This window comes from Streptomyces rapamycinicus NRRL 5491 (genome assembly GCF_024298965.1).
GTDB lineage: Bacteria > Actinomycetota > Actinomycetes > Streptomycetales > Streptomycetaceae > Streptomyces > Streptomyces rapamycinicus.
In genome coordinates this window covers 5,791,076-5,805,692 of the sequence record NZ_CP085193.1, presented here as the reverse complement: position 1 = coordinate 5,805,692, position 14,617 = coordinate 5,791,076, and the positions used below count along the sequence as shown (strand labels likewise).

Below are 14,617 nucleotides of genomic sequence, written 5' to 3'. Positions count from 1 at the left end.
GGCGCGGCGCACCGGGCCTGTGGGGTGTCCTATGCCCCACGGGCCCCTTCCGTACTTGCCGATCGTCCGCGCTGCGCGGATGATGCGGTGCGGGGCCCCTTCGGCTGTGGGCCCCGAGGGGACCGGGGCTCCGAGACCGAAGGGAAGGGGCGGACCGCTACCCGGTAGCGAGCAGTACTCAGGAGATTGCGATGTCGCAGCAGCCTGTCCCTCACCAAGCCGAGTCCGACGCCCCGAATCTGGACTTCGACGGCACCACGCCGTACGAGGACTACGTCCAGGCGTCCGTGCTCACCCACCTCCAGCACCCCCTCTCCGACGACCCCGGCGAGATGGTGTTCCTGGTCACCACCCAGGTCATGGAGTTGTGGTTCACCGTGATCGTCCATGAGTGGCAGACCGCCGCGCGGGCGCTGCGCGAGGACGATCTGCCCACCGCGATGGCCGCGCTCCAGCGCTCGGCCTACGAGCTGGAGTCGCTCAATGCCTCGTGGACACCGCTGGCCCACCTCACCCCCGGCCAGTTCAACGCGTACCGCTCCGCGCTCGGCGAGGGCTCCGGCTTCCAGTCGGCGATGTACCGGCGGCTGGAGTTCCTGCTCGGCGAGAAGTCCGCGTCCATGCTCGTCCCGCACCGGGGCGCGCCGCGGGTCCACGCCGAACTGGAGAAGGCGCTGACCGAGCCCAGCCTCTACGACGAGGTGCTGCGCCATCTCGCCCGCCGCGGCCTCGCCGTCCCGGCCGCGGTGCTGGACCGCGATCCCGCCCTGCGCCATGAACCGGATCCCGGCGTGGAGCGGGTCTGGGAGGAGATCTACTCCGGCCCGCGCGACGGTGAGCTGATCCGGCTCGGCGAGGCGCTCACCGAGGTCGCCGAGCTGGTGTGGCGCTGGCGCAATGACCACCTGGTGGCGACCCGGCGGGCGATGGGCTCCAAGACCGGCACGGGTGGCTCGGCCGGGGTCGCCTGGCTGGAGAAGCGCGCGGCCAAGAACGTCTTCCCCGAGCTGTGGACGGCGCGCAGCCATGTCTGACGCGACGATTCCGGCTGAGCCGACCGGTACCGGGCCGACCGGTACCGGGCCGATCGGGCCCGGTCGGCCCATGAACGGCCTCCCCGCGACCGCTGTGGCCGACGAGGCCGTCAGGCTCGACGCGGCCGACCCGCTGCGCGCCAAGCGCGACGCCTTCACCCTCGACGACACGATCTACCTCGACGGCAACTCGCTGGGCGCGCTGCCCCGCGCCGTCCCGCCCCGGCTGGCCGATGTGGTCGCCCGCGAATGGGGTGAGCTGCGCATCCGCTCCTGGGAGGAGAGCGGCTGGTGGACCGCGCCGGAGCGGATCGGCGACCGCGTCGCCCGGCTCGTCGGCGCCGCCCCCGGCCAGGTGGTGGTGGGCGACTCGACGAGCGTGAACGTCTTCAAGGCGGTCGTCGCGGCCGTACGGATCGCCCAGGAGCGCGGCGCCCACCGGGATCAGATCCTGGTGGACGAGGCCACCTTCCCCACCGACGGCTATATCGCCGAGTCCGCCGCCCGGATGACCGGCTGCACCGTGTGGCCGGTGGCCGCGGGCGACGTCCCGACCGCCGTCGGCGCGCGCACCGCCGTCGCGCTCGTGAACCACGTGGACTACCGGACCGGCCGCCTCCACGACCTGCCCGGGACCACGGCCGCCGTGCACGCGGCGGGCGCGCTCGTGGTGTGGGACCTGTGCCACAGCGCGGGCGCCCTGCCGGTCGGGCTGGACGCCCATGGGGTGGACCTCGCGGTGGGCTGCACGTACAAGTACCTCAACGGCGGGCCCGGCGCGCCCGCGTATCTGTATGTCGCCCAGGCCCATCAGCCCCGCTTCGACTCGCCGCTGCCCGGCTGGAACTCGCATGCCGACCCCTTCGGCATGGCCTCCGTCTACACCCCGGCCGACGGCGCGGTCCGCGGCCGCGTCGGCACCCCGGACATCCTCTCGATGCTGGCGCTGGAGGCCGCGATCGAGGTGTGGGACGACGTGTCGATCGAGGACGTCAGGGCCAAGAGCCTGGCCCTGACGGACTTCTTCCTCCGCTGCGTCGAGACTTACGTCCCGGCGGGCCGCGTCCGGTCGATCACCCCCGCCGCGCACGCCGAGCGCGGCAGCCAGGTGGCGCTGCGGTGCGCGGCGGCGGGGGAGGCCGGGGAGGTGATGGCGGAGCTGGTGCGGCGCGGTGTCGTGGGCGACTTCCGCCGCCCCGATGTGCTGCGCTTCGGCTTCACCCCGCTCTATACGGGCTTCGCCGAGGTGGCGCGGGCGGCGCGGGTGCTGGCCGATGTGCTGAAGGAGGGCTGACCGGTGGGCGGGGCGACGGCGGGGGCGGCGGCCGAGGAGACGTCGATCTTCGGGCACGCGCCCGTGGAACCGGTCCGGACCGCCGCGTACGGCGAACACCCGGACCAGGTGGTGGACTTCTACCTTCCGCCACCCGGCACGGACGGGGCCGCCCGCCCCGCCCCGCTGGTCCTCCTCTTCCACGGCGGCGCCTGGCGCGCCCCGTACGACCGCCGCCATGTCTCGCCGTTCGCCGCCTTCCTGGCGGGGCGGGGCCTGGCGGTGGCGTCCGTCGAGTACCGGCGCGGTGGGACGGACCCCGCGCGGGCCGGGCGGTGGCCGGAGACGTTCGACGACATCGCGGCCGCCGTGGACACCGTGCCGGGCCTCGTGCGGGAGCTCGGGTTCCCCGGGGCCGACCCGGACCGCGTGGTGCTCACCGGGCATTCCGCGGGCGGGCACGCCGTGCTGTGGGCGGCGGCCCGGCACCGGCTGCCGTCCGGCACTCCCTGGCATCTGCCCTCCCCCTCCCCGCTCCGCGGCGTCGTCGCCCTGGCCCCCATCGCGGACCTCGCCACCGCCCGTGCGCTGGACGTCTGCTCCGGCGCCGTCGACGAACTCCTCGGCGAACGAGGCGGCGACGACGATGAACTGACGGCCCGGCTCGCCCTCGCCGACCCCGCCGCGCTGCTGCCCACCGCGATCCCCACCACCATCATGCAGGGCGGCACCGACATCGACGTGCCACCGGCGGTCGCGGACGCCTTCGCGGCGGCCGCGACCCGCGCCGGACAGGACGTACGGCTGGTCAGGACCGAGGGCGGACACTTCCCGCCCATCGACCCCACGACGCCCGCGGCGCACACCGTCTCCGACGAGATCGCCCGGCTGGCGGGACAGACGCGGCCACGTAGTACTTGAGGCGGATGCCGCACAATCCGCATTCCCGGGGACGACGCCGTGGCGCCCGCTCCCTACCGTGTATGGCGTGACTGAGACGATTCCGCGGACCGAACTCCGCACCATCCGCCGGGCGTTCTCCGATCTGCGGAAGGACTTGATCACCGACGCCTTCGCCCTCCGCCCGGTGGCGCCGCTGGCCGCCACCCATCGGCTGGTGCGCCACATGCCCCGGGCGGTGCGGCCGCACGCGCCGTGGTTGCCGCATGCCGCGCTCGTGGCCGGGACCTTCTATCTCATGGCCGTGGCGAGTGAAACCGAGGGCATGGGACTGGCCCTGCTCAGTGCCGTACCCCTGCTGGTGGCGCTCTACCGGCCGATCGGCGCCTGGTGGCTGTCCTTCGCGGCGAGCGTCTTCTGGAGCCTGGGGGTCCCCCAACCGGTCTGGAGCAGCATGTGGCCCTGGCCGGTGACCCTCTTCGCCTCGCACATCGCGGTGATGGTGATTGTCGCGAGCCAGAACCGCCCGCGGGTGGCCGGGCAGATGCTGCTGCTCACGGCGGTGTTCGGGGTCGCCTGCGATTTCAGCGCCGATGGGCAGCACACGAACGCCTTCCCCATGGTGGTCGCCTCCTGCGGCATCGTGGGCGCCGTCGTCGCCCGGCGCAGTCTGCGCGAGACCAGGCAGCAGGTCGCCGTGCAGCAGTCGGCCACCCACGAGGAGCGCTCCCGCCGTACCCTGCTGGAGGAGCGCGCGACCATCGCCCGTGAGCTGCACGACGTCGTCGCGCACCACATGTCGGTGATCGCCATCCAGGCGGAGGCGGCGCCCTACCGGGTGGCGAACCCGCCCGAGGAGCTGGCCACCAGCTTCGCGACCATCCGTGAGAACGCGGTCGCCGCGCTCACCGAACTCCGCCGCGTCCTCGGCGTCGTCCGCGCCGACGACCCCGATGCCTACGCCGACGCCGACCCCGAGGCGCCCCAGCCGACCCTCGCCACCCTCGACACGCTCTTCGCGGGGGTCCGGGCGGCGGGGCTGACCGTCGAGCACATCACCACCGGCGCCGTACGGCCGCTGCCCTCCGGGGTGGAGCTGTCGGCGTACCGGATCGTCCAGGAGGCGCTGTCCAACGCGCTGCGGCACGCGCCCGGCAGCACCGCCCGCGTCGAAGTCGCGTACGTCCTCGGCGGTCTGGGCCTGCGGATCGTCAACGGCCCGCCCACCCAGGCCGTACGGCCCTCGCCGGGCATGGGCCATGGGCTGCTCGGGATGCGGGAGCGCGTGGCGATGCTGAACGGGGAGATGACGGCGGGCGCGGTGGAGGAGGGCGGCGGTTACGAGGTCGCGGTCTTCATCCCGGCCGCCGCGGTCCCCGAAGCGGAGGCGTCCGGACCGGAGGCGTCGGGCCAGGCGCCGGGCCAGGCGCCGGGGCTGACGAAGGGGCCCGCCCCGGAGGGGGAGACGATGAAGCCATGACCACCGACGCCCCCTCCCTCCCCTCTCCCATCCGCGTGCTGATCGCCGACGACCAGGTGATGGTCCGCGAGGGCTTCTCCGTGCTGCTGAACGCCCAGCCCGATATCGAGGTCGTCGGCGAGGCGGTCGACGGGCGCCAGGCCATCGCCCAGGTGGCCGCGCTGCGCCCCGATGTCGTCCTGATGGACATCCGGATGCCGGAGGTCAACGGCCTCGAGGCCACCCGCGAGATCGTCGCGGCGGACGCGGACGCCAAGGTGCTCGTCCTGACCACCTTCGATCTGGACGAGTACGTCTACCAGGCGCTGCGCTCCGGAGCGAGCGGCTTTCTGCTCAAGGACGCCTCCGCCCGGCAGCTCGGCGACGCGGTACGCGTCGTAGCGGCGGGTGAGGCGCTGCTGGCCCCGGCCGTCACCAAGCGCCTGATCAGCACGTTCTCGCGGATCGGCGAGGCCGCCGGGTTCGGTGGTCCGCTTCCCTCCCCGCAGGGGCGGCTGGCCGAGCTGACCGAGCGGGAGAACGAGGTGCTGGTGCTGGTTGCCCAGGGCTGCTCCAACGCCGAGATCGCCGAGCGGCTGATCGTCGCCGAGTCGACGGTGAAGACGCATGTCAGCCGGATCCTGGTGAAGCTGGGGCTGCGCGACCGCACCCAGGCGGCGGTGTTCGCCTACGAGGTCCGCCTGGTGACGCCCGGAGGCTGACCCGGCCCGGCGAGAGGCCCGGTGAGCCCCGGTGAGGCCCGGTGAGCCCCTGTGGGCCCCCGGGACTGCCCCTGGGGGCAATCCGGCGGGCTCCGGAGGCATCCGGCGACCTCTGGAGGGCGGGCCGGACCGGCGGTACCGTCCGGGGATGAGCAGCAGCGCGGAAGCCCCCGCCTTCGACCCCTGGCGGCCGTCGTTCGTCGCGGACCCGTATCCGGCCTACGCCGAGCTGCGCGAGCGCGGCCGCGCGCATTGGTTCGAGCCCTCCCGCCAGTGGCTGATCCCGCGGCACGCGGATGTCGGCGCCCTGCTGCGGGACCGCAGGCTCGGCCGCACCTATCTCCACCGCTTCGGCCATGAGGAGTTCGGCCGCACCGCGCCGCCGCCAGAGCACGAGCCGTTCCACACCCTCAACGACCACGGCATGCTCGACCTGGAGCCGCCGGATCACACCCGGCTGCGGCGGCTCGTCTCCAAGGCGTTCACCCCGCGGACGGTCGAGGCGCTGGTGCCGACGATCCAGCGGCTCGCGGAGGAACTCGTCGACTCCCTCGTCGCCTCGGGCGGCGGCGACCTCATCGAGACGGTCGCCGAACCGCTGCCGGTCGCCGTGATCGCCGAGATGCTGGGCATTCCGCCCGCCGACCGGCCCGCCCTGCGGCCCTGGTCGGCGGATATCTGCGGGATGTACGAGCTGAGCCCGGGCGAGGACACGGCGCGCCGGGCCGTGCGCGCGTCCGTCGAATTCTCCGCGTATCTGCGCGAGTTGATCGGGGCGCGCCGCAAGGCCCCGGGGGACGATCTGATCAGCGGGCTCATCGCCGCGTACGACGAGGGCGACCGGCTCACCGAGCAGGAGATGATCTCCACCTGTGTGCTGCTGCTCAACGCGGGCCATGAGGCCACGGTCAACACCACCGGGAACGGCTGGTGGGCGCTCTTCCGCCATCCCGAGCAGCTCGCCCTGCTCCGCGCCGACCCCGACGCGCTGCTGCCCACCGCCGTGGACGAGCTGCTGCGCTATGACACCCCGCTGCAGCTCTTCGAGCGGTGGGTGCTGGAGGACATCGAGGTCGGCGGCACGGTCATCCCGCGTGGCAGCGAGGTCGCGCTGCTCTTCGGCTCGGCCAACCGCGACCCGGCCCGCTTCGACCGCCCCGACACCCTCGATCTCTCCCGCACCGACAACCCCCACATCAGCTTCGGCGCCGGTATCCACTACTGTCTGGGCGCCCCGCTGGCCCGTCTGGAGCTGATCGCCTCCTTCGGCGCCCTGCTCCGCAAGGCGCCCGGACTGCGGCTGGTCAAGGAGCCGGAGCGGGGGGCGAACTTCGTCATCCGCGGTCTGCGGGAGCTGCGGGTCGAGCTCTGAGCGCGGAGACCTGAGTGCGGAGACCTGAGCGCGGAGCTCTGAGCGCGCCGGACAAACGAGCCCCCTGTTGTCCACAGGCTGTGGACAACAGGGGGCGGTTGCCGGGACGTGGTGGGCCGACGGGGGTCAGCCGCCGATGTCACGGCGGCGCATACCCACCAGTCCTCCGGCGGCGAGGACGACCGAGAGGAGCAGCAGCCACAGGAACGGCGCTGCCGTCACCTCGTCGCCCGGCAGCTTCGGCAGATGGCTGAAGGGTGAGGTGTCCATGACGGAGTCGGACAGCTCCAGCGCCGGCCCCATCCAGCCCAGGGCGACCACCCAGCCGACGAAGGCCCAGGCCGCGGCCGAGTACTTCGGCACCATGCCCACCAGGAAGAGCGTCACGCTGGTGAGCACCCACAGCGCCGGGAGCTGGGCGAGGGCGGCGCCCAGGCAGCGGGGGAGCTGGTCGGTCAGATCGCCCGCCGCGACGCCGTAGCCCAGCCCCAGCGCCAGACCACCGATGGCGAGGATGACCACCGGGCCGAGGTACGCGATGACCAGGTGGCTCCCGGCCCAGCGCAGCCGGCCGACGGCGTTGGCCAGCAGGGGCTCGGCACGCTGGTCGGTCTCCTCGCCGCGCAGCCGCAGCACGGAGGTGGTGGTGTAGACGGTGAGGATGGTGCCGAGGACGCCGACCATGGCGGCCAGGAACGCGTCGTTGAGCCCCTGGGCGCCGCCCATGCGCTGGATGATGTCGCGGGTCTTGTCGCTGTCGCCGAGGAAGTCGTTCGCGCCGTCGGAGATGGATCCGAAGATGGCGCCCGCGAAGACGAATCCCGCGGCCCAGCCGAGCAGGGCACCGCGCTGCAGCCGCCAGCCCAGGCCGTAGACCCCGCTCAGCAGCGGGCCGGCGGCCGGTGGGCCGGGACGGGTGGCGTAGAAGCTGGCGCCCACGTCGCGCCGCCCGGCGAGGGAGTACGCGAGGGCGATCGAGGCCGCGGCGAGCACGGCGATCAGCAGCAGCGGCCACCAGCGCTCGTCCGCGTACGGCCGGGCGTACTCGGCCCAGCCCAGCGGCGAGAGCCAGACCAGGACATGGCCGGAGCCCTTGCTGCCGTCCTCGGCGGCGTCACCCGCCATGCGCAGCACGAAGGCGACGCCGACCACGGCGGAGCTCAGGCCCCGGGCCAGCCGTGCGTTCTCCGTGAGCTGGGCGGCGACGGCGGCCAGACCGCCGAAGGCCATACCGGACAGGCCGACGGCGAGGCCGAGGGCCAGCGCGCCGGTGCCGCCCTGGCCCGCGAGGCTGCCCGCGATGAGCAGGGTCACCGCGCCGTTGGCGATGGCCACGGCGAGCAGGGCCGAGGTGAGCCCCGCGCGGCGGCCGACCATGCCCGCGGAGAGCGCCTCCTGGCGGCCGGTCTCCTCCTCCTCACGGGTGTGCCGGATCACGATGAGCAGGCTCATGATCGCGGCGAACACCGTAAGGAAGGCGCCCACGCGCCAGACGGTCAGCGCGCCGAGCGTGTCGTCGAAGGCGGCGCCGAACAGGGCCCGGGTCGAGCCGTTCCCGTTCATGTCCTCGACGAGGCTGGCGCGCCGGGCGGGGGTGTCGTACGCGCTCTTCAGGCGGCCGACGGTGCTGCTGGCCGTGAGCCCCAGGCACAGCACCCACACCGGCATCATGATCCGGTCGCGGCGCAGGGCGAGCCGCAGCAGCGTGCCCGTGCCCGCCAGGTCGTGGGCCGATCCGCGGGTGCGGGGGGAGACCCGGGCGTCGGCTACGGCGGTCATCGGGCGATCGCCTCGGCTTCCGTGCCCGTGATGTCGTCCTGGTAGTGGCGCAGGAAGAGCTCTTCCAGGGTGGGCGGGGTGGAGATGAGGCTGCGCACCCCGACCTGGGTGAGCTGCCGCAGCACGGCGTCCATCTTGTCGGAGTCGACCTGGAGCTTGACCTGGCCGCCCTGGATGTCCACGTTGTGCACGCCGGGGAGGCCGGACAGGCCGTTGGGCTCGCCGGCGAGCTCGGCGGTCACCGACGTACGGGTCAGATGGCGCAGCTCGGTGAGGGTGCCGGACTCCACCCGGCGGCCCTTGCGGATGATGCTCACCCGCCGGCAGAGCGCCTCGACCTCGCTGAGGATGTGGCTGGAGAGCAGCACCGTACGACCGCGGTCGCGCTCCTCGGCGACGCACTCGCGGAAGACCTCCTCCATGAGCGGGTCGAGCCCGGAGGTCGGCTCGTCGAGGATCAGCAGCTCCACTTCGGATGCGAACGCGGCGACCAGGGCGACTTTCTGGCGATTGCCCTTGGAGTACGTACGGCCCTTCTTGGTGGGGTCGAGCTCGAACCGCTCCAGCAGCTCGGCGCGGCGTGCGGTGTCCAGACCACCGCGCAGCCGCCCGTACAGGTCGATGACCTCTCCACCGCTCAGGTTGCGCCACAGGGTGACGTCTCCGGGGACGTACGCGATGTGGCGGTGGAGGTCGACCGCGTCGTGCCAGGGGTCCTTGCCGAGCATCTGCACCGCGCCGGAGTCGGCGCGGAGCAGCCCGAGGAGGACCCGGATGGTCGTGGACTTCCCGGCGCCGTTGGGCCCGAGGAAGCCATGGACCTCACCTGCCTCGACTTCGAGGTCGAGGCCGTCCAACGCGTGGGTCCGGCCGAAGGACTTGTGGAGGCCGGACACGGAGATTGCCGTTTTCATGATTTCGAAACTACGCTAGTTTCACAAATTTGTGAAGTTAAGGAACCGTATAAACTTATGATGATGTGACGAAGAGGGGAGATGATGAAGCGGTGAGGGAGACGATCGAACCGGGGGGCGCGCCCGGTGACGCGCGCGGTGAAGCGGCGCGTGACGAGGCGGCGGTGTCCAGGTTCGTCGAGCGGTTCGCGGCCGATCTGACCGAGGCCGGGATGCAGCGCATGGCGGCGCGGGTCCTCGCGGCGCTCCTCGTCTCCGACTCCGGGGCACTCACCTCGGCGGAGCTCGCCGAGCGGCTGCGGATCAGCCCGGCCGCGGTCTCGGGCGCGATCCGCTATCTGTCGCAGGTGGACATGGTGGTGCGGGAGCGCGAGCCGGGCTCCCGCCGCGATCGCTACCGGCTCTACAACAACGGGGTCTGGTACGAGACCCTGACCCGCCGCGACCAGATCGTCGCCCGCTGGGAGAGCACCATGCGGGACGGTGCGAAGGTGCTCGGCCCCGACACCCCGGCGGGGCTGCGGATCACCGAGACCGCCGACTTCTTCGAGTTCGTCCAGCGGGAGCTGCCCAAGATGCTGGAGCGCTGGCGCGCCCAGCAGGCCGAGCGCCGCGCCGCCGAGGCCCGCGAGGCCGAAGCGGGCTGACGCCCCGCCCGCCCCACCCGGGCCCACCGGGCCCCGGGCGGCGCGAGTGGGGCTCAAGGGCGGTGGGGGAGCATCAGGCTCCAGGCCTCGGCCAGGACCGTCCAGGTGCGGCTGCGGACCGGGCCGCGGATCAGCGCGTCCGCGTGGTAGCGGAAGTCCGGGCCGGAGACCGTGACGGCCCGTGCCCGGGTGCGCAGCGGGCCGCCCGCCGCATGGGGGTGGACCACGATCTCGGCCAGCCCGCCGCCCGGCGCGGCCGTCGAGACCGAGACCCGCTCCACCGGCCGGTCCAGATCGGTCAACAGCACCCCGTCCGCCTCGATCCGCAGCCGCTGCGGCGGCGGATGCGCCGGGCGCCGGGCGCCGCCCGACAGGCCGATCACCGGCAGCGAGAGCAGCGTCAGCGCGGTGCGGGCGGTTCGGGCCGCCGGGCTCCACCACGGCCGGTGGCCATCGCCCTCCTGGCCGGGGCCCTCCCGGTCGTGGCCGGGCGGGCCCGCGCCGCCCCGGCCGTCCTCGCCGTCCCCGGCCCGGCGGCGGTCGTGGACGCAGGGGTCGCAGCCGCAGTCCCGGCCCCTGGCCCCGTCGCCGTGCGGCCCCGGGCCGTGCCCGTCCGTCCCTTCCGTCCCGTCCATTCCGTCCGGCCCGGCCGCCGCGCCGCAGCCGACGCCCGGCAGCCCGTCGTGCGCACCGTGAGGAGCGAGCCCGGAGGGGATCCGCAGACCGCCGAGGACCACTCCGCCGCTCTCGTCCACCAGCAGGTCACGCGGGCGCGCGGTCCCGTCGAGGACCGTACGGGCGGCGGCGACCGCGTCCGTCGGCACCCCGAGCGAATGGGCCAGGGCGACCGTGGCGGAGCCGCCGATCGGGACCACCGACAGCGCGGCGTCGGCCAGCTCCCGCCGCCGGTGCAGCAGCTCCACCATCCGCAGCAGGGCGCGGTCGTCGCCCACCAGCACCGGCCGGCGGGCGCCCCGGCGGGCCAGCGCCCGCTCGACCTCCTCCGGGCCGTCCGGCAGGCAGATTTTCGTCTGCGCGCCCGCGCACAGCACATCCTTCGCGATCCGCACCGACTCCCCGTCCGTCCGGCGGGCGTTGGGGTCGATGACCATGAGCAGCGGGCGCCCCCGGGCGGTGTCCGGCGCAGGGGGCCGGGGATCTGGAGCCGACACCTCGGTCCTTCCTCAGGTAATCTCTCGGTGCAAGAGCCCCTGTCGCTGTTGCGCCAGGGGCTTCGTCTATCCGGGGCACCGGTTCGACGGCTCTTGTGGTGGCGCACGTCACCATCGCACGTTGGACATGCCCCGCCCGGAAGGGGTGTACGCCTGTGCCCGCACTTGTGCTGCTCGGTGCTCAGTGGGGTGACGAGGGCAAGGGAAAGGCCACCGATCTGCTCGGTGGTTCCGTGGACTACGTAGTGCGCTACCAGGGCGGTAACAACGCGGGCCACACGGTGGTGGTCGGCGACCAGAAGTACGCGCTGCACCTCCTCCCGTCCGGAATCCTCTCGCCCGGGTGTACCCCGGTCATCGGCAATGGCGTCGTCGTGGACCCCGCGGTCCTGCTCTCCGAGCTGAGCGGTCTCGCCGACCGCGGCGTCGACACGTCCAAGCTGCTGATCAGCGGTAACGCCCATCTGATCACGCCGTATCACACGACCCTCGACAAGGTGTCGGAACGATTCCTCGGCAAGCGGAAGATCGGCACCACGGGCCGCGGCATCGGCCCGGCCTACGCGGACAAGATCAACCGGGTGGGCATCCGGGTCCAGGACCTCTTCGACGAGTCGATCCTGCGGCAGAAGGTCGAGGCGGCCCTGGACAACAAGAACCAGGTGCTGGCCAAGCTCTACAATCGCCGCGCCATCGCGGTCGACCAGGTCGTCGAGGAGCTGCTGGGCTACGCGGACCCGCTCAGCGGCTATGTCGCCGACACCACCCTGCTGCTCAACAACGCCATCGACCAGGGCCAGGTCGTGCTGTTCGAGGGCGGACAGGGCACCCTGCTCGACGTCGACCACGGCACGTATCCCTTCGTCACCTCCTCCAACCCGACCGCGGGCGGCGCCTGCACCGGCACCGGAGTGGGCCCGACGAAGATCAGCCGCGTGATCGGGATCCTGAAGGCGTACACCACCCGCGTCGGCGCGGGCCCGTTCCCCACCGAGCTCCTCGACGAGGACGGCGAGAAGCTGCGCACGATCGGCGGCGAACGCGGTGTGACCACCGGGCGCGACCGGCGCTGCGGCTGGTTCGACGCGGTCATCGCGCGCTACGCGACCCGGGTCAACGGCCTGACCGACTTCTTCCTCACCAAGCTGGACGTGCTCACCGGCTGGGAGCGGATCCCGGTGTGCGTGGCGTACGAGATCGACGGCAAGCGCGTCGAGGAGCTGCCGTACAGCCAGACCGACTTCCACCACGCCAAGCCGATCTACGAGACGCTGCCGGGCTGGTCGGAGGACATCACCAAGGCCAAGACCTTCGACGAGCTGCCGAAGAACGCGCAGAAGTACGTCCAGGCGCTCGAGGAGATGTCGGGCGCCCCGATCTCGGCCATCGGCGTCGGGCCGGGCCGTGACGAGACCATCCAGATCAACTCGTTCCTCTGACCACTCGGCGGGAGGGCGGCTCCCGGGAGCTGGGCTCTCGGGAGTTGGGCTCCCGGGAGCGCGGCCCGCGCGCCGGCACCACTACGCCGCGGGCGGGCCGAACACCCCGGCGGGCTGCTGCGGCTGACCGGCGGGCCGCGCGGCCCGCTGCTCCTGCATCTTGGTGATCCGCCGCACCACGGCGATGGCCAGCAGCGCCGTCAGGATGCCGATCGAGTCGTCGACGATGCTGATGATGATGCTGGGCCGCTGTTCCCGGACGTTGTCGCCGACGATCTCGCTGATCCCGTTCACCGGGAACATCAGGAACATGATCACGAAGAGCGTCCACCACCAGTGCAGCACCGCGCGGCCGCCGCGTCCGGGCCCCGGCGGAGTGCTGGAGGTCCAGACGTCGTTGGCGATCTGCTTGGGCAGCCACAGCTGGGCGATCGGGATGAACCAGGCGCCCACGGAGTAGCCGCTGCCGAACCGCTGCCGCCCCGGGTTGAGCACCGTGGAGTTGATGTAGGCGGTCCGGAACCAGACCAGCCACAGCACGACGAGCACGAGCGCGGCGACGCCGGTGCCGCTGTCCATCGCCTCGACGTCGCTCCGCTTGCTGTAGAGCAGGTCATTGGAGACCACGCCGGAGTCGAGGGCGAAGTAGGTGTCCAGCAGCGAGATGTTCAGCGCCATGTCGAGGAGCGTCAGCACCAGCCAGATGCCGAACATGCTCATCAACGCGGTGGCCAGACCCCGGATCGGCCTCAGCCGGGTGCCCGGGGCGGGGAAGCCCATCGGCGTCTGATAGCCGCCCTGCCAGGGCTGGGTGGCGGGCTGGGACATCTGGTACGGGGAACCCCCGGCCGCGTGGGCGTGGGGGGTCGCGTACGCGGACGGCGGCGGCGTGCCGTATCCGGAGGGCCCGGGCGGGGTGTGCGCGGCGGTCTGGGGGTGGCCGTACGCCGACGGGCCCTGCTGCGGCGCCGCGGCGTCCGGCTGCGCGTTCTCGGCCTCCACCTCCAGCAGTTGGAGCGCGTCCCGCCCCAGCCGGGCGAGCAGTCCGCCCGGCAGCCAGGGCTCGCCGTCATCGGTCACCGGCTGGGTGGCGGCCACCAGTTCGTCCACCGAGGGACGCTTGGCCGGGTCCTTGTGCAGGCACGCGGTGACCAGCCCGCGCGCGCCGTCGGGGAGCCCCACCAGATCGGGCTCCTCCTGGGCTATTCGGTACATCAGGGCGTGGATGCCGCTGTCCAGGTTGCCGAAGGGCTGACGTCCGGTGGCGGCGAAGGCGAGCACCGAGCCGAGGCAGAAGACATCGCTCGCGGCCGTGACCGGCTCGCCCCGCACCTGCTCGGGCGACATGAACCCGGGCGAGCCGACGACCGCGCCGGTCATCGTCAGATTGCCGCCCGTGGTGGTGCCCACGGCGTCCAGGGCGCGCGCGATGCCGAAGTCGATGACGCGCGGACCGTCGATGGTGACGAGGATGTTGGACGGCTTGAGGTCGCGGTGGACCAGCCCGGCGCCGTGGATGTCGCGCAGCGCGAGGGCCAGCCCGTTCGTCAGGATCCGCAGCGAGCGCTCGGGCAGTGCCCCGAAGTCCTCGGCGACGACGCTGTGCAGGGACGGACCGCCGATGTAGCCGGTGGCCACCCACGGCACCTCGGCCTCCGTGTCGGCGTCGAGCACGGGCGCGGTCCACTGCCCGCCGACCCGTCTCGCCGCCTCCACCTCCCGCTTGAAGCGGCCGCGGAAGTCGGCCTGGCGTGCGAGTTCGGCCTGTACGAGCTTCACCGCTACGGTGCGGCCGCGGGCGGAGCGGGCGAGGTAGACCCGGCCCATTCCGCCCTCGCCCAGCTTGCCGAGCAGCCGGTACTCGCCGATCCACCGCGGGTCCTGGGCCCCGAGGTTCTCCATCGCG

The 14,617-nt window shown here is 72.9% G+C and carries 12 protein-coding genes; 8 read left to right on the top strand and 4 right to left on the bottom strand.

From position 1 onward, the window contains the following. Positions 1-191 precede the first annotated feature (191 nt). The 6 genes from LIV37_RS24135 (at position 192) to LIV37_RS24110 (ending at position 6,760) form a co-directional block, all read left to right on the top strand. On the top strand, positions 192-1,034 hold the full coding sequence (locus LIV37_RS24135) for a tryptophan 2,3-dioxygenase family protein (RefSeq protein ID WP_020869705.1): 843 nt from the start codon (positions 192-194) through the stop codon (positions 1,032-1,034). A gap of 70 nt (positions 1,035-1,104) precedes the next feature. Continuing rightward, positions 1,105-2,328, top strand: a complete 1,224-nt coding sequence (gene kynU, locus LIV37_RS24130; protein WP_020869704.1) for a kynureninase — start codon at positions 1,105-1,107, stop codon at positions 2,326-2,328. Between the two features lie 3 nt (positions 2,329-2,331). Then, positions 2,332-3,228: an alpha/beta hydrolase gene (locus tag LIV37_RS24125; protein WP_020869703.1), complete on the top strand. Its 897-nt coding sequence runs from the start codon at positions 2,332-2,334 to the stop codon at positions 3,226-3,228. A gap of 58 nt (positions 3,229-3,286) precedes the next feature. Further along, positions 3,287-4,687, top strand: a complete 1,401-nt coding sequence (locus tag LIV37_RS24120) for a sensor histidine kinase (RefSeq protein WP_121824570.1) — start codon at positions 3,287-3,289, stop codon at positions 4,685-4,687. After that, positions 4,684-5,388 (top strand): response regulator, encoded by a 705-nt coding sequence (locus LIV37_RS24115; RefSeq protein ID WP_020869701.1) that lies wholly within the window; start codon positions 4,684-4,686, stop codon positions 5,386-5,388. The genes LIV37_RS24120 and LIV37_RS24115 overlap by 4 nt, the downstream gene beginning before the upstream one ends. Before the next feature lie 148 nt (positions 5,389-5,536). Further along, complete coding sequence (locus LIV37_RS24110; protein ID WP_020869700.1) at positions 5,537-6,760, top strand: cytochrome P450; 1,224 nt, start codon at positions 5,537-5,539, stop codon at positions 6,758-6,760. A gap of 126 nt (positions 6,761-6,886) precedes the next feature. Here the strand turns inward: LIV37_RS24110 and LIV37_RS24105 are convergent, their stop codons facing one another. Beyond that, positions 6,887-8,539 (bottom strand): ABC transporter permease, encoded by a 1,653-nt coding sequence (locus LIV37_RS24105; RefSeq protein WP_020869699.1) that lies wholly within the window; start codon positions 8,537-8,539, stop codon positions 6,887-6,889. Next, the gene (locus LIV37_RS24100; RefSeq protein WP_121824571.1) at positions 8,536-9,453 is read right to left on the bottom strand and encodes an ABC transporter ATP-binding protein; all 918 of its coding nucleotides are present in this window, start codon (positions 9,451-9,453) and stop codon (positions 8,536-8,538) included. The genes LIV37_RS24105 and LIV37_RS24100 overlap by 4 nt, the downstream gene beginning before the upstream one ends. A 92-nt stretch (positions 9,454-9,545) precedes the next feature. On the opposite strand from LIV37_RS24100, the gene LIV37_RS24095 reads away from it, so the two are divergent. Beyond that, positions 9,546-10,100, top strand: a complete 555-nt coding sequence (locus LIV37_RS24095; protein ID WP_020869697.1) for a GbsR/MarR family transcriptional regulator — start codon at positions 9,546-9,548, stop codon at positions 10,098-10,100. Positions 10,101-10,153: 53 nt separating this feature from the next. Here the strand turns inward: LIV37_RS24095 and LIV37_RS24090 are convergent, their stop codons facing one another. Beyond that, the gene (locus tag LIV37_RS24090) at positions 10,154-11,212 is read right to left on the bottom strand and encodes a hypothetical protein (protein ID WP_020869696.1); all 1,059 of its coding nucleotides are present in this window, start codon (positions 11,210-11,212) and stop codon (positions 10,154-10,156) included. 215 nt (positions 11,213-11,427) lie between these two features. Between LIV37_RS24090 and LIV37_RS24085 the strand changes: the two genes are divergently transcribed. Further along, positions 11,428-12,711: an adenylosuccinate synthase gene (locus LIV37_RS24085; protein WP_044572196.1), complete on the top strand. Its 1,284-nt coding sequence runs from the start codon at positions 11,428-11,430 to the stop codon at positions 12,709-12,711. Between the two features lie 81 nt (positions 12,712-12,792). Here LIV37_RS24085 and LIV37_RS24080 read toward each other — a convergent pair whose 3' ends face one another. Further along, positions 12,793-14,613, bottom strand: coding sequence for a protein kinase domain-containing protein (locus LIV37_RS24080; protein WP_121824572.1), 1,821 nt, complete (start codon positions 14,611-14,613; stop codon positions 12,793-12,795). Positions 14,614-14,617: the final 4 nt, after the last annotated feature.